This is a genomic window from Microbacterium sp. NPDC055312, from assembly GCF_053645675.1.
Map to the genome: position 1 here is coordinate 629360 of NZ_JBSHMU010000001.1, position 22153 is coordinate 651512.

Consider the following 22153-nt stretch of genomic DNA (forward strand, 5'->3'; position numbering starts at 1 on the left):
GATACATCCTGGCACCGACTCTCTATGAGCCAGCATCGAGAGCGGAACCCACCCCCACCCTGACAGGAACGAGCCAGCATCGAGGTCTGCACCTGCCCGCGGGGCTGGCGTAGGCTGTCATGGTTGCCGTCGGCGCCAGCAGCGTCGACGCACCACGACGTCCCCTCCACCAATGGGAGAAATCAGCTGTGCCTGGAGAAAACCTCACACGTATCGAAGCGCAGGAGCGCCGTGCCGTCATCGACACGCAGTCGTACGAGATCTCGCTCGACCTGACCAAGGGCGCGGAGGTGTTCGGCTCACGCAGCGTGGTCCGCTTCACCGCGACGCCGGGCGCGTCGACCTTCATCGACCTCATCGCGCGCGATGTCCGGGAGATCACGCTCAACGGCGAGCAGGTCGATCCGAGCACCGCCTTCGATGACTCGCGCATCGCGCTCGACGACCTGCGGGCCGAGAACGTCCTCATCGTCGACGCCGACTGCCTGTACACCAACACCGGCGAGGGGCTGCACCGGTTCGTCGACCCCGTCGACGGCGAGGTGTACCTCTACTCGCAGTTCGAGGTGCCCGACTCCCGCCGCGTCTTCGCCGTGTTCGAGCAGCCCGACCTCAAGGCGACGTTCCAGTTCACCGTGACCGCGCCCTCGGCGTGGAAGGTCGTCTCCAACTCCCCCACGCCCGAGCCGATCGTGCACGACGCGTCGTCCGGGTCCGAGGGCGTGGCGACGTGGGGCTTCTCCCCCACCCCGCGCATCTCGTCGTACATCACCGCGCTCGTCGCAGGTCCCTACGAGGCCACCTTCTCCGAGCTCACCAGCTCGTCGGGTCGGGTCATCCCGCTCGGCGTCTACGGCCGCAAGAGCCTGTGGCAGCACCTCGACGCGGACTACATCTTCGACAAGACCCGCCAGGGCTTCGAGTACTTCGAGGCGAAGTTCGGCGTGCCCTACCCGTTCGAGAAGTACGACCAGCTGTTCGTGCCCGAGTTCAACGCGGGCGCCATGGAGAACGCGGGTGCGGTGACGTTCACCGAGACCTACGTGTTCCGCAGCAAGGTGACGGATGCCGTCAAGGAGCGCCGCGTCGTCACGATCCTGCACGAGCTCGCACACATGTGGTTCGGCGATCTGGTCACCATGAAGTGGTGGAACGACCTGTGGCTGAACGAGTCGTTCGCAGAATGGGCATCCACGATCGCCACCGCCGAGGCCACCGAGTGGAAGGCCGCCTGGACGACCTTCAACGCGATGGAGAAGACCTGGGCCTACCGCCAGGATCAGCTGCCCTCGACGCACCCCATCGTGGCCGAGATCAACGACCTCGAAGACGTCATGGTGAACTTCGACGGCATCACGTACGCCAAGGGCGGCTCGGTGCTCAAGCAGCTGACCGCCTGGGTCGGCATCGACGCGTTCTTCGCCGGTGTCGGCCAGTACTTCCAGAAGCACGCCTGGGGCAACACCGAGCTGAGCGACCTGCTCACCGAGCTCGAGGCCACCAGCGGTCGCGACCTGACCACCTGGGCGAAGAAGTGGCTCGAGACGGCCGGAGTCAACACGCTCGCACCGGTCATCGTCGAGGACGCCGCCGGGGTCATCACCCGTTTCGCCGTCACGCAGACGGCTCCCGCCGACTACCCGACCATCCGTCCGCATCGCCTGGGCATCGGCTTCTACAACCTCACCGATTCCGCCGGGCGTTCCGAGCTCGTGCGCACGCACTACGTCGAGGTCGATGTCGACGGCGACCGCACCGAGATCCCCGAACTGCAGGGTCTCGAGCGTCCCGACATGGTGCTGCTCAACGACAACGACCTCGCGTACGCGAAGATCCGCCTCGACGAGCGCTCGCTGGAGACGGCCATCGCGCACCTGTCCGACATCGCCGACCCCCTCGCACGTTCGCTCGTGTGGGGTGCGGCGTGGGACCAGACCCGGGATGCCGAGACCGCCGCCTCCGACTACATCGAACTCGTGCTCGGCAACATCGGCCACGAGACCGAGTCGACCACGGTGCGCACGACGCTCGCGCAGCTGCAGCTCGCGGCGAACATCTACGTCGCCCCCGAATCGCGCGCTGCCGCGCGCGAGCGGATCGCCGACGGCCTGTGGGCCCTCGCGCAGCACGCCGAGGCCGGCAGTGACAGCCAGCTGCAGCTCGTGACCGCGTTCGCCAACTCGATCGCCACGCCCGAGCAGGCGGGCATCGTCGGCCGGCTGCGCGCCGGCGAGGAGACCCTCCCGGGCCTCGAGATCGACGCCGACCTGACCTGGCTGCTGCTCGTCGGCCTCGCGGCAGCCGGCGCGACCGACGCCGCGGCGATCGATGCGGCCCTGGCCGCGGACAACACGTCGAAGGGTGCGGAGTTCGCCGCTCAAGCGCGCGCCGCGCTGCCGACCGCCGAGGCCAAGCAGGCCGCGTGGTCGTCGCTGATCGACAACAGCGACCTGCCGAACACCATCGTGCGCTCGGCCGCCCTCGGCTTCGTGCACCCGTCCGGTGTCGAGGTGCTCCGCGCGTTCATCCCGAAGTACTTCGAGATGCTGCTGCCCATCTGGGAGGAGCGCACCTACCAGATCGCCGACTACCTGATCGTCGGCCTGTACCCGCGCTCGCTCGCGAGCGTCGAGCTGCGCGACGCGACGCGCAGCTGGCTCGCCGAGCACCAGGATGCCGCCCCGGCTCTGCGCCGGCTCGTGCACGAGAACCTCGCCGACGTCGAGCGGGCGCTCGCCGCGCAGGCCCGCGACGCGGAGGTCTGAGTCTGCGGGGACGCTGAGTTGCCTGGCCTCTGAGCCTGTACCTGGGTCGCTGAGCCTGTACCTGGGTCGCTGAGCCTGTACCTGGGTCGCTCAGCCTGTTACCTGGGTCGCTCAGCCTGTTACCTGGGTCGCTGAGCCTGTCGAAGCGCCCGAGCCACCTCGGCAGGCTCAGGGCCCTTCGACAAGCTCAGGGACCCAATCTCGGAGCCCAACGTCGGAACTCAGGGCCCTTCGACAGGCTCAGGGACCCAATCTCGGAGTCCAACTTCGGAACTCAGGGCCCTTCGACAGGCTCAGGGGCCCAATCTCAGAGTCCAACTTCGGAACTCAGCGCCCTTCGACAGGCTCAGGGACCCGATCTCGGAACTCACGGCGTCAACCGGGGACTCACGGGAACGACAGGACCCATCGCTAAAATCGAGGTGATGGACATCCGCTTCGCCACCGAGACTGCCGCTCCCGACCCCACCGACCCGGGGTGGTGGGGTGGCGTGCTGGAGATCCTGCTGAAGGTCGGCGGGAGGGCACTCGCCGTTGCGGTGATCATCGCGAGCTGCGTGGCCATCGGGTTCATCCTGCGGCTGGTCATCCGCCGTGTCGTGCAGCGCATCGTGAACAGCGCGAAGTCGAAGGCGCGCGTCGACGACACGCAGGCCCTCGAGCGCTCCCCGCTCGCCGACATGCGCCTGGTTCAGCGCACCCGCACGCTCGGCTCGATCCTGCAGAACATCGTCAACGTGATGCTCGTGGTGATCGCCCTCGTCCTCACTGTCAACGCGATCGCCCCCAGTCTGCTCGGCTCGCTGACCCTGCTCACCGCGGCCGTGGGCGCCGGTCTCGGCTTCGGCGCGCAGAACATCGTGAAGGACGTGCTGAACGGCATCTTCCTGGTGGCCGAGGATCAGATCGGCATCGGCGATGTGGTCGATCTCGGCCTGGCATCCGGTGTCGTCGAGTACGTCAGCGTGCGCATCACGCAGGTGCGCGACGTGAACGGCACGCTCTGGTACGTGCGCAACGGCGAGGTCACCCGCATCGGAAACATGTCGCAGGGCTGGGCGCGCGCCATCGTCGACCTCGGGGTCGCGCCGGATGCCGATCTCGAACTCGTCGAGAAGTCGATGATGGAGACCGCGCAGACCCTGGCGAAGGACCCGAAGTGGCGCACGCGGATCATCGCGAAGCCCGAGATCTGGGGGCTGGAGAGCATCGACGGCGACGCGCTCGTGGTGCGGGTGGTCATGAAGACGCGTGCCAACGCGATGGACGACGTCTCGCAGGAGCTGCGTCGCCGGCTCCGCGCCGCGCTGAACGAGCAGGGCATCGAGGTGCCGCGTCTCGCCGCGGTGACGCTGACCGGCCTCGACGGCGCCCGCCGGGTGCGCGGCGCGAATCCGCCCGTCACCAAGCCGAACCCGGTCACCGGTGTGCCGCGCATCGTCGATCGCGGCATCTGGCGACGCAAGAAGACGACCGATGAGGAAGGCGGCACACAGTGACGTTCTACGACGAGGTCGGCGGACAGCCCACCTTCGAGCGCCTGGTGGCGGTGTTCTATCGCGAGGTCGCGCTCGACCCGGTGCTCAAGCCGATGTACCCGGAAGAAGATCTCGGGCCCGCCGCCGATCGTCTCACGTGGTTCCTCGCCCAGTACTGGGGCGGGCCGAGCACCTACGGCGAGCAGCGCGGTCATCCGCGGCTGCGGATGCGGCACGTGCCCTTCCACGTCGACCCCGACGCGCGCGACCGCTGGCTGCGTCACATGCGCACCGCGCTCGACGAGGTGCAGCTCTCACCTCTGCACGAGGCGACCCTGTGGGACTACCTCGAGCGCGCCGCTTATGCCATGGTGAACACATTCGAGCCCTCGGGCATCGGCACGAGCCCCCAGGGCCGCCCCACGCTCGAGAACCGCACAGCCCCGGAGTCGACGGAGACCACATGACAGCCCTGCCCGGCACCCTCGCGACCGACGTTCTCGTGATCGGCTGGGGGCTCGCGGGGCTGGTGGCCGCCGCCGAGGCGCTGGACGCCGGCAGACGGGTCACGATCATCGATCAGGAGCCGCGCCAGAACCTCGGCGGGCAGGCCTGGTGGTCGTTCGGCGGGCTCTTCCTCGTCGACTCCCCGGAGCAGCGCCGCATGGGCATCCGCGACTCGCTCGACCTCGCACGGCAGGACTGGTTCGGCGGTGCCGGCTTCGACCGGCCCGAGGACGCCTGGCCGAAGCGGTGGGCCGAGGCCTACCTGCAGTTCGCCGCCGGCGAGAAGCGCGCCTGGCTGCGCGAGCGCGGCGTCGGGTTCTTCCCCGTGGTCGGCTGGGCCGAACGCGGCGGCGGCAGCGCGATCGGACCGGGCAACTCGGTGCCCCGCTTCCACATCACCTGGGGCACCGGTCCCGGCATCGTGGCCCCCTTCGCCGCCGCTGTCGAGCAGGCGGAGGCTGACGGACGTGCGACCATCCTCGCGCGCCACCGCGTGGCGGATCTTCTCGTCGAGTCCGACAGCGTCGTCGGGGCCCGCGGCAGCGTGCTCGCCGACTCCCTCGTCCCGCGAGGTGCGCCGACGTCGCGTGAGACGGTGTCCGACTTCGAGATCAGGGCGGATGCCGTGATCGTCGCCTCCGGCGGCATCGGCGGCGACCACGACCTCGTTCGCGCGGCGTGGCCCGAGCGCCTCGGCACGGCACCCGAGCACATGCTCACCGGCGTTCCCGCGTACGTCGACGGCTCGATGCAGGCGGTGACGCGCGCAGCAGGAGCCGCCCTGATCAACACCGACCGCATGTGGCACTACGTGGAGGGGATCGAGAACTGGGACCCGGTGTGGCCTGGGCACGGCATCCGGATCCTGCCAGGGCCCTCGTCGCTGTGGCTGGACGCGACCGGCACGCGCCTGCCGGTGCCGCTGTACCCGGGATTCGACACGCTGGGCACACTGGCGCACCTGCGTCGCACCGGCCACGACCACTCGTGGTTCGTGACATCGCTGAAGATCATCGAGAAGGAGTTCGCGCTGTCGGGCAGCGAGCAGAATCCCGATCTGACCGGCAAGGACGTCGGGCTGCTGCTGCGGTCGCGCCTCGCGAAGGGTCCGACCGCGCCCGTGAAGGCGTTCCTCGACGAGGGCGCGGACTTCGTCGTGGAGGACGATCTGGACTCGCTGCTCGCCGGCATGCGCGCCAAGCCCGGCGGCGACCTGCTCGACATCGACCGGGTTCGCGAGGAGGTGGTCGCGCGCGACCGTGAGATCGACAACGAGTTCACCAAGGACGCGCAGATCGCCATGCTGCGCTCGATGCGCGGATACCGCGGCGACCGGCTGATCCGCACGGCTGCGCCGCATCGCCTGCAGGACCCGTCCGCCGGTCCCATGGTCGCTGTCAAACTGCACGTGCTCACCCGCAAGTCGCTCGGCGGCATCCACACCGACCTGGAGGGTCGTGCGCTGGACGCCGCGGGAAACGCCATCCCCGGCCTGTTCGCGGCGGGCGAGGCGAGCGGCTTCGGCGGTGGCGGGATGCACGGCTACCGCGCGCTGGAGGGCACCTTCCTCGGCGGATGCCTGTTCTCCGGTCGCCAGGCCGGCCGGGCCGCCGCGCGCTGACGGTCTCCGTCCACGAGCCTGCCGTCGGTCCCGGTCCCACCTACTGGGCCCCTGAGCCCGCCGAAGGCCCCGTCCCACCTACTGGGTCCCTGAGCCTGCCGAAGGGCCGGTGCCGCGCACCGCCGTGAGCCCGGTCACGGAGGGGCCGCGGCTGAGCACATGTCCACGCGCGAACGCGAGCCGCGTCCAGCGGCCCGACTGCGTGATCCGCACCTCCTCGGCGCCGTTGATGAACCCGAAGGCGTGCGCGGCGAATGCGACGCCGCGCGGCAGCCCGGACAGCGCCTCGTCCGGCTCGCCCCAGATGCGCGCACGCAGGGCACGCACGGCCTCCTCGCCGGATCCCGGTGCGGTGCCGCGCGCGACCGCCGAGATCCCCCACTGGGCGCGTTCCGCGACGGTCTGCGCGGTCAGATCGCCCACATGCATCCACTCGGCGCGCGGTGGGGCGACCCCCGCCCAGGCCGGTGCCCGCCCGGTGTCGGGCAGGGTGAGCTCGTGCGGGTTCTCGCCCTCGGCGAGCTCGTCGACGACGATGTCGCAGTGCAGTTCGGGATCAGCGCGCACGATGCGCATCGCCAGCACCGTCGGCGTCTGGTCGAACAGACTCTGCGGAGCCAGCGCGGCTGAGGTGAGGGCGAGCACGCCATCGGCCGCCTGCAGTCGCACGCCGTCTGCGCCGGCCCGCGCTGCTCGCCCGGAGAAGGTGAGCACGTCACGTGCGGTCTGGGCGTCGGCGAGCACGAGCGGTCTGGTCACCCCTCCACGTTAGCCGGATGGCCGCTGCCGAAAGGCCACCCGCACGTCGATCTAGACTGGTCTGATGACCGATGAGCAGGATGCCCGCCGATCCGTCGACGCCCTTCTCGACGTCCTGGATCTCGCGGAGTCCGAAGCGAGGACCACCGAGGACATCTTCACCGGCCGATCGCACTTCATGCCCACCGGGCGGGTCTACGGCGGGCAGGTGCTGGCGCAGTCGCTGGTGGCCGCCGAGCGGACGCTCCCCGAGGATCGCGTCGTGCACTCCATGCACGGGTACTTCCTGCGGCCGGGAGACACCGCGAGCAGCATCACCTTCTCGGTCGACCGCATCCACGACGGACGCTCGTTCTCGACCCGCCGCTGCCAGGCCTTCCAGAGCGGCGTGCCGATCTTCTCGATGATCGCATCGTTCCAGGACGAAGATCCCGGCGCCGATCACGCGGAGCCGATGCCCGACGGCATCCCCGATCCCGAGCAGCTGCGTCCCGACGAGGAGCTCGTAGGCGATGTGCATCCGCTGACGCGGAAGATGCTGGCCGAGCGACCTGCCGATGTGCGCCACGTCGAAGGTCCGCTCTTCGTCGACGTGGCCGGAGAGCGGGTCGCGCGCCAGGCCGTGTGGATGCGGATGCGAGCCGGGATGCCGGATGATCCCCGGCTGCACCGGGCGGCCCTCGCATACCTCAGCGACATGACCATTCAGGAGCCGATCCTGCGCCGGCACGGCGTGACCTGGAGCACGCCGGGGCTGAAGGTCGCGAGCCTCGACCACGCGATGTGGTGGCACCGGTTCGGCCGCGCCGACGAGTGGGTCCTCTACGTGCAGGAGTCGCCCAACGCGCGTGGCGGACGCGGGCTCTCGACCGGTCGGATCTACGACCGCGAGGGCACGCTGCTCGCCAGCGTCGCGCAGGAGATCATGGTGCGAGTGCCGTCGCCCGACGCCTGAGCGTCAGCGACGCGCATAGCTGATCGGCTCCCCGACGTACGGCTCCCACGCCTCGCGCATCTCGGGGCTGATCCGCACCGGTCGGCCGGTGGCGGCATCCACGAGCACGATCACGGCGGTCGAGCGCGCGTACAGGATGCGCTCGGTGCTCGCCGGATCGTTGTGCACCTCGTAGCAGACCTCGAGGCTCGAGCCGCCGAGCTTGCCGAACCACATCTGCACCTCGAGAGGACGACGCTGATAGGGCACCGGCGCGAGGTACTCGATCTCCTGACGGGCGATCAGGGTGAGCACGCCCTGATCGATCCCCGACTCGAGGATCGCCGTCTGCGGTGCCTGCTCCCCCGGCTCCGGCTTCCAGAAGGCGCGCACGCGCGCCTCCTCGAGCAGCTTGAGCATCGAGGTGTTGTTGACGTGGTTGAACGCGTCGAGGTCGCCCCACCGCAGGTGGATGGGGATGTGCAGGCGAGGAGTGTTGCCGGTCATGACTTCTGTCAGGTTCCTATCGACATGGGGCCCCGCGCCCCGGAGGCTCTGGACAGCGCGCAGCGATGTTCGGAGTGGGGCGTGGGGATCAGTCGCGGGTCAGCTTGCGGTGGGTCGTGCGGTGCGGGCGCGCCGCCTCCGGACCCATGCGCTCGATCTTGTTCTGCTCGTACGCCTCGAAGTTGCCCTCGAACCAGTGCCACTGCGCCGGGTTCTCGTCGGTGCCCTCGTAGGCGAGGATGTGCGTGGCGATGCGGTCGAGGAACCACCGGTCGTGCGTGATGACCACCGCGCAGCCCGGGAACTCGAGCAGGGCGTTCTCGAGCGAGCTCAGGGTCTCGACGTCGAGGTCGTTGGTCGGCTCGTCGAGCAGCAGCAGGTTGCCGCCCTCCTTGAGCGTCAGCGCGAGGTTCAGACGGTTGCGCTCACCTCCGGAGAGCACGCCGGCCTTCTTCTGCTGGTCGGGGCCCTTGAAGCCGAACTTCGACACGTACGCCCGCGAGGGGATCTCGGTCTTGCCGACCGTGATGAAGTCGAGTCCGTCGGAGACGACCTCCCACAGCGTCTTGTTCGGGTCGATGTTCGCGCGGGACTGGTCGACGTAGCTGATCTTGACGGTCTCGCCGATCTTCAGGTCGCCTCCGTCGAGCGGCTCGAGGCCGACGATGGTCTTGAACAGCGTGGTCTTTCCCACGCCGTTCGGTCCGATGACACCGACGATGCCGTTCGGCGGCAGGCTGAAGCTCAGTCCGTCGATGAGCACGCGGTCACCGAACGCCTTGTGCAGCTTCTTCGCCTCGATGACGACGTTGCCGAGGCGGGGGCCGGCGGGGATCTGGATCTCTTCGAAGTCGAGCTTGCGGGTGCGCTCGGCCTCCGCCGCCATCTCCTCGTAGCGCGCCAGACGCGCCTTCGACTTGGTCTGCCGGCCCTTGGCGCTGGAGCGGACCCACTCGAGCTCGTCCTTCAGGCGCTTGGCCAGCTTGGCGTCCTTCTTGCCCTGGATGTCGAGTCGCTCGGCCTTCTTCTCGAGGTAGGTCGAGTAGTTGCCCTCGTAGCCGATCAGACGGCCGCGGTCGACCTCGGCGATCCACTCGGCAACGTTGTCGAGGAAGTACCGGTCGTGCGTGATCGCGATGACCGCGCCCTTGTAGTCCTTGAGGTGCTGCTCGAGCCAGAGCACGCTCTCGGCGTCGAGGTGGTTGGTGGGCTCGTCGAGCAGCAGCAGGTCGGGCTTCTGCAGGAGCAGCTTCGCCAGCGCGACGCGGCGCTTCTCACCGCCCGAGAGCGGCGCGATCTCGGCATCGGCCGGCGGCGTGCGCAGAGCGTCCATCGCCTGCTCCAGCTGGGAGTCGAGGTCCCAGCCGTCGGCCGCGTCGATCTCCTCCTGCAACACGCCCATCTCGGCGAGCAGCGTGTCGAAGTCGGCGTCGGGGTCGGCCATCAGCGCCGAGATCTCGTTGAACCGGTCGAGCTTCGGCTTGATCGCCACGCCGTCCTGGATGTTCTCGAGCACGGTCTTGGTCTCGTCGAGCTCGGGCTCCTGCATCAGGATGCCGACGCTGAAGCCGGGGGTGAGCTTGGCCTCGCCGTTCGAGGGGGTGTCGAGACCGGCCATGATCTTCAGGATCGTCGACTTTCCGGCGCCGTTCGGGCCGACCATGCCGATCTTGGCGCCCGGCAGGAACGCCATCGTCACGTCGTCGAGGATGAGCTTGTCGCCGACCGCCTTGCGGGCCCGCACCATGGAATAGATGTACTCAGCCATACCTTCACCGCTCCTCTGGAAGACCTGTCTTACGCGCCTGTGATCCGGCGCAGCGCACGCCGAGTGCCGGATGCGCGAAGTGTGTGCGGCCGACGGCGGGGGCTCCCCATGCCAGTCGGCTCAGCTTCCTAGCCTACCGGTCGACGCGCGCGGCAGCGCTCAGGCGCCGCGCAGGCACGGCGCCTGTGATCGGGGCGCTGGATCACCAGTCGATGGGGCGGGTGGCGCCTACCAGACACGCTCCGTCTGCCAGTCGCGGCAGCAGCGCGGTGACGGGTTCTCCGGTCGACGGCCCCACCTGGCCGACCAGGCACTGCGCGTCACTCCAGGCGACCGAGAACTGCAGGCTCTCGGCGGCGTTGCCGACGGTGCTCCGGTCTGCCGTGACCTGCATCGCGTCCTTCGCGAAGCCGGCCTGCTCGAGGGCGTCGATGTAGGCGCGGCCCTGCGCACGCGAGTCGGATGCCCACACGCCGGCCGTCACCTCGGTGAACGAGGCGAGCGCGGCATCCGCCTCGGTCGGCGCGGCAGACGCGCCGACGTCGGGGTCGGACGTCACGGGCGCATCCGATGACGTGCCTGGGGTCGCCGTCGGACCGCAGGCCGTCAGCGCGAGCACCAGAGCAGCCGTGCTCGCCAGCAGCGAGCTGACCTGCGCGCACCGCCGGACGGAGACGGAGTACCTGTGACGCACGCCTCGAGTCTAGGCGCCCGCACCTCCGTCCCCGTCTCGCCGGGCGTCACGCCGGGGTCAGGGCGTCGTCGCGCGGTTCGCCGGAAGCCTCGTCGGGATCCGGCTCATCGGTCAGCCGCAGCCCCGCACCGGCCCAGGCGTCCCGATCGGCCTCAGTGGGCTCGCCGAACACCGGTGCCTCGTCGGCGACGGGGGCGACGCCGGCCTGCTCGGGGCGAGGGCGGCGCGCGAACGCGCTCGTGCCCCGTCGCAGGTCGTGGCCGATCGAGTCGGCGGTGAGCTCGACGTCGATGCCCTTCTTGCCGTTCGCCTCCCACTCCTTCTGGCGCAGCCGCCCGACGACGATGACGGGGTCGCCGCAGTGCAGCGACGCCTTCGCGTGCTCGGCGAGCTTGCCGAACGCCGACACCGCGTACCAGTTGGTGCCGCCGTCGACCCACGCCCCGGTGCGCTGATCGAAGTAGCCCGATGACGTCGCCACGCGGAAGTTGATCACCGCCTTGCCGCTGCGGGTCTCGTTGGCGACCGGGTCGTTGCCGATGTTCCCGGCGATGGTCAGGACGTCGTTGGTGATGCTCATAGGGTGCTCCTTGATTGCCGGGACCGGCCCGGGTCCGACCAGCGTGCACGCCGGCGTCGGACACCGGAGGCCGATTTCGCGGGGACGGTGGAGAACTCGATCTCGAACCGATCGGTGCAGGAGCAACCGACACGCAGGGCGCTGTCAGTGCAGGAACAGCAGCAGAGCGGCCACGGCGATGAAGAGCGCGCCGAAGACCGCGTTCAGGATGCGCTGGCCGCGGGCATCCCGTGTGAACCGCCGGAAGGACTTCGCCGCGGCGGCGAAGAAGAACCACATCACCAGGATGTCCACGACGATCACCGTGCCGACGAGCACGAGGTACTGCGGCAGCGGGTCGCGGTCCAGACGGACGAACTGCGGCACGAAGGCGAGGAAGAACACGATCGCCTTGGGGTTGAGGAGGTTGACCCAGAATCCGCGTCGGAAGATCGACCAGGCACCCTCCCGCACCCGAGCGGACCGGTCGAGGCTCTGCGCCTCCGGCCTCGCCAGGAGCATCCGGATGCCGAGGTACACCAGGTACGCCGCGCCCGCGTACCGGATGATCTCGAACAGCACCGGCGAACGCGCGACGAACAGCCCCACCCCCGCAGCGACGACGACGACGTGCACGATGAGCGCGGCCTGCTGACCCAGCACGCCCCAGAGCGAGCGGCGCCAGCCCTGCACGAGGGCGTTGCTCATGGTGTTGATGGCCCCGGCCCCGGGGGTGAAGCTGATCACCACGCACGCCGCGAGCAGCGAGAGCCATACCGTCCAGGTCACCAGCACAGCGTAGTGAGCGTGCGCGGCCGACGCGGAATCGGCAGTGTCGGCGCTCGCTCCTATGGTGTGGCCATGACCTTTCCGCTCGATGCTCCGGCCTGGCTCACCCGCGTGGGCGTGTTCGATCTCGAGACGACGGGCGTCGACGTGACGCAGGACCGCATCGTCACCGCGCACGTCGGCGTTCTCGACCGACACGGCAGAGAGCTCGCCGCCCGCGACTGGCTGGCCGACCCCGGCGTGCCGATCCCCGACGGCGCGGCGGCCGTGCACGGGATCAGCACCGAGCACGCCAGGGCGCACGGTCGCCCTGCGCATGAGGTGGTGGCCGAGATCGTGCACGCGCTTCGCGCCCTGTTCGCGCAGGGCCTGCCGATCGTCGCGTACAACGCCTCGTACGACTTCTCTCTTCTCGCCCACGAGGCCCGGCGCCACGGCATCTCCGAGCTTGCCGCTCCGTCACCGGTGATCGACCCGCTCGTGATAGACAAGGCGTTCGACCGGTACCGGCCCGGCAAGCGCACGCTCACCGTCGTCGCCGACCATTACGCTGTTCCGCTGGATGACGCGCACGAGGCGTCGGCGGATGCCGTGGCCGCCGGGCGGGTGGCGCTCGCACTCGCGCGTGAGTTCGCGTGGCCGCACTCTGCCGCAGAGCTGCACACCAGGCAGATCGGCTGGGCGCGGGATCAGGCCGCGAGTCTCACCGAGTACTTCGTCGGAATCGGACGGATCGACCCGGAGCAGCAGCTCGACGGCACGTGGCCGGTTCGCGGGTGAGCAGGTGGCCGGTTCACGAGCAGGCGCACGGATGAGCCCGTGCGCGATGCGATCGGATGCCGGGTACGACGAAGGCCCCGCCGGGGCGGGGCCTTCGTCGTGGGCGGCTTACTTGGAGCCGCCGAAGCCCTTGAAGCGCTGGTTGAACTTCTCGACGCGACCGGCCGAGTCCATGATGCGCTGCTTGCCCGTGTAGAACGGGTGCGAAGCCGACGAGATCTCGACGTCGATGACGGGGTACTCCACACCGTCCAGCTCGATCGTCTTATCGCTCGTGACGGTGGAGCGGGTGAGGAAGGTCTCGCCCGAGCCGAGGTCGCGGAACACGACGGCCTGGTACTCGGGGTGGATGTCAGTCTTCATGGGATTCCTTACGTGGTGCCCTGGATTCTGCCAGAGACGAGGGAAGTCTGCGGTGCGATCGCACCGAGGGTCTACTTTACACCACTCAGGCGGCGCGTGCGGCGTAGCGTCCGCCGTCCTGGGTGAGCAGGATCGGCATGCCGAACGCCTCGGTGAGAGCCTCTGCCGTCAGCGTCTCGGCGATCGGGCCGGCGGCCACCACACCACCGTCGCGCAGCAGCAGCACGTGGGTGAAGCCGACGGGGATCTCCTCCACGTGGTGCGTGACCATGACCATCGCCGGCGTGACCGGCGATGCGGCGTACCCGCTGAGCAGCTGCAGCAGCTCCTCGCGTGCGCCGAGGTCGAGGCTCGCGGTCGGCTCGTCGAGCAGCAGCAGCTCGGGGTCGGTCATCACGGCCCGTGCGATCTGCACGCGCTTCTGCTCGCCGTCGCTGAGCGTGCCGAACAGCCGCTCGGCGAGGTGCTCCAGGCGCCAGTCCGCGAGCACGCGCTGCGCGCGACGCTCATCGATGGACTCGTAGTCCTCTCTCCAGCGGCCAGTCACCGAGTAGGCCGCCGTCATCACCGTGTTCAGCACGGTCTCGTCGCGCGGGATGCGGCGAGCCATCGCCGATGAGGCGAAGCCGATCCGCGGACGCAGCTCGAACACGTCGGTGCGCCCGAGTGTCTCGCCCAGCACGGTCACCGTTCCGGATGTCGGGTGCATGAGCGTGTCGGCGAGCTGCAGCAGCGTCGTCTTGCCGGCGCCGTTGGGCCCGAGCACGACCCAGCGCTGATCTTCGGACACCGACCAGGTCACCCGATCGACGATGTTGCGGCCTTCGCGACGCACGACGACATCGGTGAGATCCAGAGCGCTCGACATGACGCCAGCCTATCGGCTCAGGCGGTCAGCTCCTCGTACAGCGCGCGCGTGGTGTCGGCGATCGCGCCCCAGCTGAACCGGCTGCGGGCACGCTCGCGTCCGGCTTCGCCGTACTGCCGCGCCCGCGCTGGATCGCTCGTGACCTCGGTGAGCGCGGCGGCGAGGTCCGAGACGTAGCGCTCCGGATCGACCGGCGTGCCGGTGCCGTCCTGCAGCTGCTCTATCGGCACCAGACGGCCGGTCACACCGTCGTCGACGACCTCGGGGATGCCGCCCGTGGCGGTGCCGACGACGGCCGCGCCGCACGCCATCGCCTCGAGGTTCACGATGCCGAGCGGCTCGTACACCGAGGGGCACACGAACGTGGTGGCCGCGGCGAGGATCGCCGACAGCTCGTCGCGCGGCAGCATCCGCTCGATCCAGATGACGCCCTCGCGGGTCTGCTGCAGCTGACGGACGCCTTCCTGCACCTCCGCCATGATCTCGGGTGTGTCGGGGGCGCCGGCGCAGAGCACGAGCTGCACGTCCTTCGGCAGCAGCTGTGCCGCACGCAGCAGGTAGGGCAGCCCCTTCTGCCGGGTGATGCGGCCGACGAACACGACCGACGGACGCGAGGGATCCATGCCGATGCTCGCCAGGAACCCGGGATTCTCCACCGGACGCCAGCGCTCGACGTCGATGCCGTTGTGGATGACGCGCACACGCTGCGGGTCGACCTGCGGGTAGCTGCGCAGGATGTCCTGGCGCATCCCGTCGCTGACGGCGACGACGGCGGCGGCATTCTCGTACGCGAGCCGCTCGATGCCGCTCGAGACGGCATAGCCGCCCCCGAGCTGCTCGGCCTTCCACGGTCGCAGCGGCTCGAGACTGTGGGCCGTGAGCACGTGCGGGATGCCGTGCAGCTGAGATGCGAGATGCCCGGCGAAGTTCGCGTACCAGGTGTGGCTGTGCACGAGGTCGGCTCCGGCGACGTCGCCGACCATGACGAGATCGGTGCCGAGGGTCTGCAGGGCCGGGTTCGCCCCGGCCAGCTCGGACGGCGTGCGATACGCCCGGGTCCCCGGCTCGGCGCGCTCACCTCCGAAGGCCCGGACCTGCACGTCGATGCTGCTGCGCAGCGCCGCCACGAGCTCTGCGACATGCACGCCGGCGCCGCCGTAGATCTCCGGCGGGTATTCCTTGGTGATGATGTCGACTCGCATGTCTGCACGGTAGTACATCGGCCACCGGGCGCTCTATGGTGGACGCATGTCGGCTCCTAAGAAGGTTTTCGGGATCATCCTCGCCGGCGGTGAGGGCAAGCGACTCATGCCCCTCACTGCAGACAGAGCCAAACCGGCGGTGCCTTTCGGCGGCCAGTACCGGCTGATCGACTTCGCCATATCCAACGTCATCAACTCGGGCCTGAGACAGGTCGTCGTGCTGACGCAGTACAAGTCGCACAGCCTCGATCGGCACATCTCGCAGAACTGGCGCATGTCGGCTCTGCTCGACTCGTACGTCACCTCGGTGCCCGCTCAGCAGCGTCTGGGCAAGCGCTGGTTCTCCGGCTCCGCCGATGCCATCCTGCAGAGCCTCAACCTCATCAACGACGAGAAGCCGGACATCGTGGTCGTGATCGGCGCCGATCACGTCTACCGCATGGACTTCCAGCAGATGATCGACGCGCACATCGCGTCCGGCGCGCCGGCGACGGTCGCAGGCATCCGTCAGCCGATCGCCCTGGCCTCGCAGTTCGGCGTGATCGACGCCGACCCCGACACCGGACGCATCCGAGACTTCCTCGAGAAGCCCGCCGCCCCGGTGGGTCTGGCCGACTCGCCCGACGAGGTGCTCGTCTCGATGGGCAACTACGTCTTCGACGCCGACGCCCTCGTCGCCGCCGTCGAGGCGGACGGCGAATCCGCCTCGTCGGGGCACGACATGGGCGGCGACATCATCCCCTACTTCGTGCAGCGCGGCGAAGCGGGCTACTACGACATGAAGCAGAACGTCGTGCCCGGTTCGTCGCCGCGCGACCGCTCGTACTGGCGGGACGTCGGAACCATCGACTCGTACTTCGACGCGCACATGGACCTGATCTCGACGCTGCCGATCTTCAACCTGTACAACACCGACTGGCCGATCCGCACCCAGAACGTCAACATGCCGCCGGCGAAGTTCGTGCGCGATGCCGTCGGCCGCATCGGCAATGCGATCGACTCGATCGTCGCCGCGGGGTCGGTGCTCTCGGGGACGCACATCGAGCGCAGCGTCATCGGACTGCGCGGGATCGCCCTGGGCGGCTCGACCATCACCGACTCGGTGCTGCTGGACAACGTGCAGATGGGGCTCGGTTCGCGCGTGCGACGCGCGGTGCTCGACAAGAACGTCGTCCTCGAGGAGGGGGCGACGGTGGGCGTCGATCGCGAGCGTGACCTGGAGCGCGGCTTCACGGTGACCGACTCGGGCATCACCGTCGTGGGCAAGGGCGTTCGCATCACCCGCTGACCGCTACGCTCGACGGGTGACCGCTGCGCGTTTCCTCGTCGTCCTCGATGCCGATTCCACCCTCATCCGCAACGAGGTGATCGAGCTCCTCGCCGACGAGGCCGGTCGCCGGGCCGAGGTGCAGGCGGCGACCGAGGCGGCGATGCGCGGCGAGGTGGACTTCGCGACCAGCCTGCGCTCGCGCGTCGAAGCCCTGCGCGGGGTGCCGACGACCTCCTTCGAACGCGTGCGCGCGCGCATCGAGCCGACGCCCGGCGTGCACGAGCTGACCGCCGCGGTGCACGAGCGCGGCGGGGTGGTCGGCGTCGTCTCAGGCGGGTTCCACGAGATCCTCGACCACATCGCACCCGGACTGGGCGTCGATCGCTGGCGCGCGAACCGGCTGACGGTGGACGGCGAATCACTCGCCGGCACGGTCGACGGGGACATCGTGGATGCCGACGCGAAGGCGGCCTCGCTGCAGAGCTGGGCTGCCGAACTGGGCGTCGCACCGCACGCGACCATCGCGATCGGTGACGGGGCGAACGACCTGACGATGATGTCCGTGGCCGGGCTCGGAATCGCGTTCAACGCCAAGCCCGCCGTGCGCGCGGCCGCGTCGCTGGTCGTCGGCCCCCAGGATCTGTCCGAGGTCATCCCGCTGCTGCCCTAAGGGCGCCTCCGTGCGGACGCCGACGCTGGACGATGTCCGAGCCTGCGCGTAGCGTCTTCGCATGGACATCATCCTCGTTCCCGGTCTCTGGCTCGACGCCTCCTCCTGGGATCCCGTGGTGCACGCGCTCCGCGCCGCAGGGCACGATCCGCTCGCGCTGACCATGCCGGGTGTGGGCGAGCCGGCCGCCGCGTCATCCGAGATCGGGATGGCGGACTGGGTGGACGCGGTCGTGCGGCACATCGACGCGGCGGAGCAGCCCGTCGTGCTCATCGGCCACTCGGGCGGCGGCAACGTCGTCTGGGGCGCAGCGGATGCCCGCCCGGAGCGCGTGCGACGGGTCGTGTTCGTCGACACGATACCGCCCGCACCGGGGCGGATGATCAGCGACTTCCCGCTCGTCGACGGTGTCGTGCCCTTCCCCGGCTGGGGCTACTTCCCCGATGAGGACGTGTACGACCTCGATGACGAGACCCGAGCCCGCACACTCCCGCTGACGCGCAGCGTGCCCGCCCGCGTCCCGACCGATCCCATCACGCTCACCCACGAGAGCCGGCACGGTGTTCCCGTGACGATGCTGATGGGCTCGTACGATCAGGCGCGCGTCGATGCCGAGGCCGACGACTGGGGGCCCTACGGCGAGGAGTACCGGGCGATCGCGAACGCCGAGGTCGTGAAGATCGGCTCCGGCCACTGGCCGCAGTTCACCGTGCCTGATCGGCTGGCCGCGCTGCTGGTGGCTGCCGTCGACGGCTGACCGTCCGACGCGGTCGGCTCCGGATCTTCCTCAGTGACCCATGCCGAGGCCGCCGTCGACGGGGATGACGGCTCCGGAGATGTAGGCGGCGTCGTCTCCCGCGAGCCACACGACGGCGCCGGCGACCTCATCCGGCGTCGCGAAACGGCCCGCGGGGATGCTCGCCTTGTACTGCTTCTGCGTCTCCTCCGGCAGCTCGGCCGTCATGTCGGTCTCGATGAAGCCCGGTGCGACGACGTTCGCGGTGATTCCGCGCCCGCCCAGCTCACGCGTGAGGGAGCGCGCGAAGCCGACCAGCGCGCTCTTCGACGCCGAGTAGTTCACCTGCCCGGCGGAACCGTACAGGCCGACCACGCTGGAGATGAGGATGACGCGTCCGAACCGCGCCCGCAGCATGCCCTTCGACGCGCGCTTGACGACGCGGAACGTGCCGCCCAGGTTCGTCGCGACGACGCTGTCGAAGTCGTCCTCGCTCATGCGCATCAGCAGGGTGTCCTTGGTGATCCCGGCGTTCGCGACGACGATCTCGACCGGCCCGAGCTGCTGCTCGACCTCGGTGAACGCCGCGTCGATCGCGGCCGCGTCGGTGACGTCGGCGCGGACGGTGAGCGTGCCCTCCGGACCCTCGCCGCTGCGTGCCGTGACGGCGACGCGGTACCCGTCGCGGACGAAGCGTTCGGCGATGGCACGGCCGATGCCGCGGTTTCCGCCGGTGACGAGGACGACGCGCTCAGCGCTCATGTGGGGCTCCTGACTGGGGATCGGATCGCACGCCATCCTACCCAGCACGGGCTCGCCCGACGGCGTCCGGTGAGCTGTGCGCGGCGTAGGCTGGAAGCACCGTGAAAGAGAAGCGCCACGCCCCCGCTGTAACCTCCCTGCCGCAGTCGCCGCAGGACGAGGCGGATCACCGCGTGCGCCGCTACGCGCTGACGATGATCATCCGCACGGTGTGCTTCCTGCTCATGGTGGTCGTGCAGCCGCTCGGGTGGTGGACGTGGGCGTTCGCCGTGGCAGCGATCTTCCTGCCGTACATCGCCGTCGTGTACGCGAACGCGGGCAGCGACAGCACGTCCAGCGCTGTGGAGTCCCCGCTCGCGCAGCTCGAGGCGCCCGGTGCGGCGAGCCCCGCCGCGACCCCCGCGGAGCACGACGTGATCACCATCGTCGAAAGCCACGACGATCGTGAGGCCGACGACCGATGACATCCGAGTTCGTATGCGCGCGGGCGGAGTGCCGTGAGCCCGCCACGCATCACATCGTGTGGCGCAATCCCCGCATCCATGCGGAGGATCGGCGCAAGATCTGGCTCGCGTGCGACGCGCACGTGGGGTTCCTGAGCGACTACCTCAGGGCACGGGACTTCCCCGTCGCCGTGCACGAGGGGATGCCTGCGTGAACCGTCTGATGCGCTGGGGCGTGTACCTGCTCATCGCGATCGGCTTCGCGATCGCGTGCGCCTTCCTGGCGCAATGGCAGTTCGACCGCAACGAGTCGCGTGCCGGGCAGATCACGCTCGTCGAGCGCAACTACGACGCCGCGCCCGTGCCCGTCGCCGATCTGCTCGGTGACGATGCGGCGTTCGCGCCCGCCGACGAATGGCATCCGGTGCTGCTCGTCGGCGAGTACCTCGCCGACGAGCAGATGCTCGTGCGCAACCGACCGCACGGCGGCACGAGCGCGTTCGAGGTGCTCGTGCCCTTCCGCGATGAGAGCGGTCTGGTGCTGCTCGTGGATCGCGGGTGGATCTCGTCGGGCGAGGACACCGTGCCGAGGGCGGTTCCCCCTCCCCCGGCCGGAGAGAGCACCGTGGTGGTGCGGCTGCGCCAGGGCGAGCGTCTCCCCTCGTCGGGTCGCACCGCGCCGGAGGGGCAGGTGCCCACGATCCACCTGCCGACGATCGCCGACCGGGTGAACCCGTCGCTCGTGACGAGCACCTACGGACAGCTCGTCTCCGAGGATCCGGCCGGCGCCCCCGCTCTGGGCGGGTTCGACGCCCCGACCGACGACCCCGGTCCGCACCTGTCGTACGCGATCCAGTGGATCCTGTTCGCCGTGATGGGCTTCGCCTTCATCGGCTACGTCATCCGCATCGAGATCGTGAAGGCGAAGGAGGATGCCGGAGAGCTGCCGCGGCGGCAGCCGCGCAGGCGCGACCGGGATGCCGACGACGAGGACGCGCTGCTCGACTCCGCGACGCGCTGACCTTCAGCCTCCCGAGCTCAGGCGAGCTCGATCAGGTCCTGGTACTCCTTGCTCCAGATGTCCTCGACGCCGTCCGGCAGGATCAGCACGCGCTCGGGGTTGAGCGATGCGACTGCTCCCGGATCGTGCGAGACGAGCACGACCGCGCCCTCGTAGTGCGCGAGCGCACCCAGGATCTCCTCGCGGGAGGCGGGATCGAGGTTGTTCGTCGGCTCGTCGAGCAGCAGCATGTTGGCCGCCGACACGACCAGGGTCGCCAGCGACAGACGGGTCTTCTCACCGCCCGAGAGCACGCCCGCCGGCTTGTGCACGTCGTCGCCGGTGAAGAGGAAGGAGCCGAGCACCTTGCGCGCCTCGGTCTCGTTCAGGTCGGGGGCGGCCGAGATCATGTTCTCGAGCACGGACCGCTTCACGTCGAGGTTCTCGTGCTCCTGGGCGTAGTAGCCGATCTTGAGCCCGTGGCCCGGCTCGAGCTGACCCGTGTCGGGCTGATCGACCCCGGCGAGCAGACGCAGCAGCGTGGTCTTGCCCGCGCCGTTGAGCCCCAGCACGACGACCTTCGAGCCGCGGTCGATCGCGAGATCGACGTCGGTGAAGATCTCGAGCGAGCCGTACGACTTCGACAGACCGGATGCCATCAGCGGGGTCTTCCCGCACGGTGCGGGCTTCGGGAAGCGCAGCTTCGCGACCCGGTCGACCTGGCGCACCTCGTCGAGGCCCGACAGCAGCTTCTCGGCGCGGGCGACCATCTGGTGCGCCGCGGCGGCCTTCGACGCCTTGGCGCCGAAGCGCGCGGCCTGCAGCTGCAGCTGCGTGGCCTTCTTCTCGGCGTTCGCGCGCTCCTTCTTGCGGCGCTCCTCGTCGGCCACCCGCTGGCGCAGGTAGTTCTTCCAGTTCATGTTGTAGATGTCGATGACCTGACGGTTCGCGTCGAGGTAGAACACCCGGTTGACCGTCTCGCCGACGAGCTCGACATCGTGACTGATCACGATGAGTCCGCCCTTGTAGTTCTTCAGGAACTCGCGCAGCCACACGACGCTGTCGGCGTCGAGGTGGTTGGTGGGCTCGTCGAGGATCATCGTGTCGGCGTCGGAGAACAGGATGCGCGCGAGCTCGATCCGGCGACGCTGACCGCCTGAGAGGGTGCTCAGCGGCTGATCGAGGATGCGGTCGGGCAGCGAGAGGTTGTTGGCGATGGATGCCGCTTCGGCCTCCGCCGCGTAGCCGCCGAGCGCCTCGAAGCGCTCGGTGAGGTTGGCGAACTTCCGCATGGCGCGCTCGGCGATCTTCGGATCGTCGGATGCCATGTCGTGGGACGCCGTGGAGATGCCCAGCTGAATGGTGCCGAGACCACGCGCGTCGAGGATGCGGGTCCTGGCGAGCATCTCAGGATCGCCGATGCGGGGATCCTGCGGGAGGTAGCCGATCTCGCCCGAGCGCGCGACCTTGCCCTCGGAGGCCAGGACGTCACCGGCGAGCACCTTGGTGAGCGTCGTCTTGCCCGCGCCGTTGCGACCGACGAGGCCGATCTTGTCGCCGGCGGCGACCCGGAACGACACATCCGACATGAGCACGCGTGCTCCGACGCGGATCTCGAGGTCATGCACGGCGAGCACAGCGGTATCCGTTCGTAGGGGGGGGAGGCGGCCGATGGGCC

General features: G+C 69.4%; 23 protein-coding genes. 12 read left to right on the forward strand and 11 right to left on the reverse strand.

What is annotated here, in order from left to right:
- Positions 1-188: 188 nt before the first annotated feature.
- From pepN to ACWIDW_RS03070, 4 genes are all read left to right on the forward strand, one after another.
- Positions 189-2765: an aminopeptidase N gene (pepN, locus tag ACWIDW_RS03055; RefSeq protein ID WP_454122842.1), complete on the forward strand. Its 2577-nt coding sequence runs from the start codon at positions 189-191 to the stop codon at positions 2763-2765.
- A gap of 425 nt (positions 2766-3190) precedes the next feature.
- The gene (locus ACWIDW_RS03060) at positions 3191-4264 is read left to right on the forward strand and encodes a mechanosensitive ion channel family protein (RefSeq protein WP_454122843.1); all 1074 of its coding nucleotides are present in this window, start codon (positions 3191-3193) and stop codon (positions 4262-4264) included.
- Positions 4261-4710 carry a globin gene (locus tag ACWIDW_RS03065; protein ID WP_454122844.1) on the forward strand — a complete coding sequence of 150 codons (450 nt, stop codon included), beginning with the start codon at positions 4261-4263 and terminating at the stop codon, positions 4708-4710. Before ACWIDW_RS03060 ends, ACWIDW_RS03065 begins: the two co-directional genes overlap by 4 nt.
- Complete coding sequence (locus ACWIDW_RS03070; protein ID WP_454122845.1) at positions 4707-6371, forward strand: FAD-binding dehydrogenase; 1665 nt, start codon at positions 4707-4709, stop codon at positions 6369-6371. Before ACWIDW_RS03065 ends, ACWIDW_RS03070 begins: the two co-directional genes overlap by 4 nt.
- A 78-nt stretch (positions 6372-6449) precedes the next feature.
- Here the strand turns inward: ACWIDW_RS03070 and ACWIDW_RS03075 are convergent, their stop codons facing one another.
- Positions 6450-7130, reverse strand: coding sequence for a hypothetical protein (locus ACWIDW_RS03075; RefSeq protein WP_454122846.1), 681 nt, complete (start codon positions 7128-7130; stop codon positions 6450-6452).
- A 64-nt stretch (positions 7131-7194) separates the two neighbouring features.
- On the opposite strand from ACWIDW_RS03075, the gene ACWIDW_RS03080 reads away from it, so the two are divergent.
- Positions 7195-8085 (forward strand): acyl-CoA thioesterase, encoded by an 891-nt coding sequence (locus tag ACWIDW_RS03080; protein WP_454122848.1) that lies wholly within the window; start codon positions 7195-7197, stop codon positions 8083-8085.
- A gap of 3 nt (positions 8086-8088) precedes the next feature.
- Here ACWIDW_RS03080 and ACWIDW_RS03085 read toward each other — a convergent pair whose 3' ends face one another.
- The 5 genes from ACWIDW_RS03085 to ACWIDW_RS03105 all read right to left on the reverse strand — a co-directional run bounded on the left by ACWIDW_RS03085 (position 8089) and on the right by ACWIDW_RS03105 (position 12381).
- A complete protein-coding gene (locus ACWIDW_RS03085; protein WP_454122850.1) occupies positions 8089-8571 on the reverse strand; it encodes an acyl-CoA thioesterase in 483 nt (160 codons plus the stop codon).
- Between the two features lie 88 nt (positions 8572-8659).
- Positions 8660-10339: an energy-dependent translational throttle protein EttA gene (ettA, locus tag ACWIDW_RS03090; RefSeq protein ID WP_454122851.1), complete on the reverse strand. Its 1680-nt coding sequence runs from the start codon at positions 10337-10339 to the stop codon at positions 8660-8662.
- A 202-nt stretch (positions 10340-10541) separates the two neighbouring features.
- A complete protein-coding gene (locus ACWIDW_RS03095) occupies positions 10542-11033 on the reverse strand; it encodes a DUF6993 domain-containing protein (protein WP_454122853.1) in 492 nt (163 codons plus the stop codon).
- Between the two features lie 46 nt (positions 11034-11079).
- A complete protein-coding gene (locus tag ACWIDW_RS03100) occupies positions 11080-11613 on the reverse strand; it encodes a single-stranded DNA-binding protein (protein WP_454122854.1) in 534 nt (177 codons plus the stop codon).
- Positions 11614-11757: 144 nt separating this feature from the next.
- Complete coding sequence (locus ACWIDW_RS03105; protein ID WP_454122856.1) at positions 11758-12381, reverse strand: LysE family translocator; 624 nt, start codon at positions 12379-12381, stop codon at positions 11758-11760.
- A gap of 72 nt (positions 12382-12453) precedes the next feature.
- On the opposite strand from ACWIDW_RS03105, the gene ACWIDW_RS03110 reads away from it, so the two are divergent.
- Positions 12454-13161 carry an exonuclease domain-containing protein gene (locus ACWIDW_RS03110; RefSeq protein WP_454122857.1) on the forward strand — a complete coding sequence of 236 codons (708 nt, stop codon included), beginning with the start codon at positions 12454-12456 and terminating at the stop codon, positions 13159-13161.
- A gap of 108 nt (positions 13162-13269) precedes the next feature.
- Here ACWIDW_RS03110 and ACWIDW_RS03115 read toward each other — a convergent pair whose 3' ends face one another.
- The 3 genes from ACWIDW_RS03115 to glgA all read right to left on the reverse strand — a co-directional run bounded on the left by ACWIDW_RS03115 (position 13270) and on the right by glgA (position 15594).
- Positions 13270-13524 (reverse strand): type B 50S ribosomal protein L31, encoded by a 255-nt coding sequence (locus ACWIDW_RS03115; protein WP_454122859.1) that lies wholly within the window; start codon positions 13522-13524, stop codon positions 13270-13272.
- 85 nt (positions 13525-13609) lie between these two features.
- Positions 13610-14392, reverse strand: coding sequence for an ABC transporter ATP-binding protein (locus tag ACWIDW_RS03120; protein WP_454122861.1), 783 nt, complete (start codon positions 14390-14392; stop codon positions 13610-13612).
- A 17-nt stretch (positions 14393-14409) separates the two neighbouring features.
- On the reverse strand, positions 14410-15594 hold the full coding sequence (gene glgA / locus ACWIDW_RS03125) for a glycogen synthase (RefSeq protein WP_454122862.1): 1185 nt from the start codon (positions 15592-15594) through the stop codon (positions 14410-14412).
- A 46-nt stretch (positions 15595-15640) separates the two neighbouring features.
- Between glgA and glgC the strand changes: the two genes are divergently transcribed.
- From glgC to ACWIDW_RS03140, 3 genes are all read left to right on the forward strand, one after another.
- Positions 15641-16882 (forward strand): glucose-1-phosphate adenylyltransferase, encoded by a 1242-nt coding sequence (gene glgC / locus ACWIDW_RS03130; protein WP_454122864.1) that lies wholly within the window; start codon positions 15641-15643, stop codon positions 16880-16882.
- 16 nt (positions 16883-16898) lie between these two features.
- Entirely contained in the window at positions 16899-17534 is a 636-nt protein-coding gene (gene serB, locus ACWIDW_RS03135; RefSeq protein WP_454122865.1) for a phosphoserine phosphatase SerB, read from the forward strand.
- A gap of 61 nt (positions 17535-17595) precedes the next feature.
- Positions 17596-18291, forward strand: coding sequence for an alpha/beta fold hydrolase (locus ACWIDW_RS03140; RefSeq protein ID WP_454122866.1), 696 nt, complete (start codon positions 17596-17598; stop codon positions 18289-18291).
- A 30-nt stretch (positions 18292-18321) separates the two neighbouring features.
- On the opposite strand, the gene ACWIDW_RS03145 is transcribed toward ACWIDW_RS03140, so the two are convergent.
- Positions 18322-19032 (reverse strand): beta-ketoacyl-ACP reductase, encoded by a 711-nt coding sequence (locus ACWIDW_RS03145; protein WP_454122868.1) that lies wholly within the window; start codon positions 19030-19032, stop codon positions 18322-18324.
- A gap of 101 nt (positions 19033-19133) precedes the next feature.
- Between ACWIDW_RS03145 and ACWIDW_RS03150 the strand changes: the two genes are divergently transcribed.
- From ACWIDW_RS03150 to ACWIDW_RS03160, 3 genes are read left to right on the forward strand one after another with little or no spacing between them, the layout of a single operon-like run.
- Positions 19134-19496 (forward strand): DUF3099 domain-containing protein, encoded by a 363-nt coding sequence (locus ACWIDW_RS03150; protein WP_454122869.1) that lies wholly within the window; start codon positions 19134-19136, stop codon positions 19494-19496.
- The gene (locus ACWIDW_RS03155; protein WP_454122871.1) at positions 19493-19690 is read left to right on the forward strand and encodes a hypothetical protein; all 198 of its coding nucleotides are present in this window, start codon (positions 19493-19495) and stop codon (positions 19688-19690) included. The genes ACWIDW_RS03150 and ACWIDW_RS03155 overlap by 4 nt, the downstream gene beginning before the upstream one ends.
- The gene (locus tag ACWIDW_RS03160) at positions 19687-20496 is read left to right on the forward strand and encodes an SURF1 family cytochrome oxidase biogenesis protein (protein ID WP_454122873.1); all 810 of its coding nucleotides are present in this window, start codon (positions 19687-19689) and stop codon (positions 20494-20496) included. Before ACWIDW_RS03155 ends, ACWIDW_RS03160 begins: the two co-directional genes overlap by 4 nt.
- Before the next feature lie 17 nt (positions 20497-20513).
- On the opposite strand, the gene ACWIDW_RS03165 is transcribed toward ACWIDW_RS03160, so the two are convergent.
- Entirely contained in the window at positions 20514-22112 is a 1599-nt protein-coding gene (locus tag ACWIDW_RS03165; RefSeq protein ID WP_313355845.1) for an ABC-F family ATP-binding cassette domain-containing protein, read from the reverse strand.
- Positions 22113-22153 lie beyond the last annotated feature (41 nt).

Excerpts from the sequence above, each read along its gene's own strand:
- ACWIDW_RS03060 (WP_454122843.1), top strand. The coding sequence starts at position 3,191 with ATGGACATCCGCTTCGCCACCGAGACTGCCGCTCCCGACCCCACCGAC.
- ACWIDW_RS03070 (WP_454122845.1), top strand. The coding sequence starts at position 4,707 with ATGACAGCCCTGCCCGGCACCCTCGCGACCGACGTTCTCGTGATCGGC.
- ACWIDW_RS03080 (WP_454122848.1), top strand. The coding sequence starts at position 7,195 with ATGACCGATGAGCAGGATGCCCGCCGATCCGTCGACGCCCTTCTCGAC.
- ACWIDW_RS03085 (WP_454122850.1), bottom strand. The coding sequence starts at position 8,571 with ATGACCGGCAACACTCCTCGCCTGCACATCCCCATCCACCTGCGGTGG.
- ettA (WP_454122851.1), bottom strand. The coding sequence starts at position 10,339 with ATGGCTGAGTACATCTATTCCATGGTGCGGGCCCGCAAGGCGGTCGGC.
- ACWIDW_RS03100 (WP_454122854.1), bottom strand. The coding sequence starts at position 11,613 with ATGAGCATCACCAACGACGTCCTGACCATCGCCGGGAACATCGGCAAC.
- ACWIDW_RS03110 (WP_454122857.1), top strand. The coding sequence starts at position 12,454 with ATGACCTTTCCGCTCGATGCTCCGGCCTGGCTCACCCGCGTGGGCGTG.
- ACWIDW_RS03115 (WP_454122859.1), bottom strand. The coding sequence starts at position 13,524 with ATGAAGACTGACATCCACCCCGAGTACCAGGCCGTCGTGTTCCGCGAC.
- ACWIDW_RS03120 (WP_454122861.1), bottom strand. The coding sequence starts at position 14,392 with ATGTCGAGCGCTCTGGATCTCACCGATGTCGTCGTGCGTCGCGAAGGC.
- glgA (WP_454122862.1), bottom strand. The coding sequence starts at position 15,594 with ATGCGAGTCGACATCATCACCAAGGAATACCCGCCGGAGATCTACGGC.
- glgC (WP_454122864.1), top strand. The coding sequence starts at position 15,641 with ATGTCGGCTCCTAAGAAGGTTTTCGGGATCATCCTCGCCGGCGGTGAG.
- ACWIDW_RS03140 (WP_454122866.1), top strand. The coding sequence starts at position 17,596 with ATGGACATCATCCTCGTTCCCGGTCTCTGGCTCGACGCCTCCTCCTGG.
- ACWIDW_RS03145 (WP_454122868.1), bottom strand. The coding sequence starts at position 19,032 with ATGAGCGCTGAGCGCGTCGTCCTCGTCACCGGCGGAAACCGCGGCATC.
- ACWIDW_RS03155 (WP_454122871.1), top strand. The coding sequence starts at position 19,493 with ATGACATCCGAGTTCGTATGCGCGCGGGCGGAGTGCCGTGAGCCCGCC.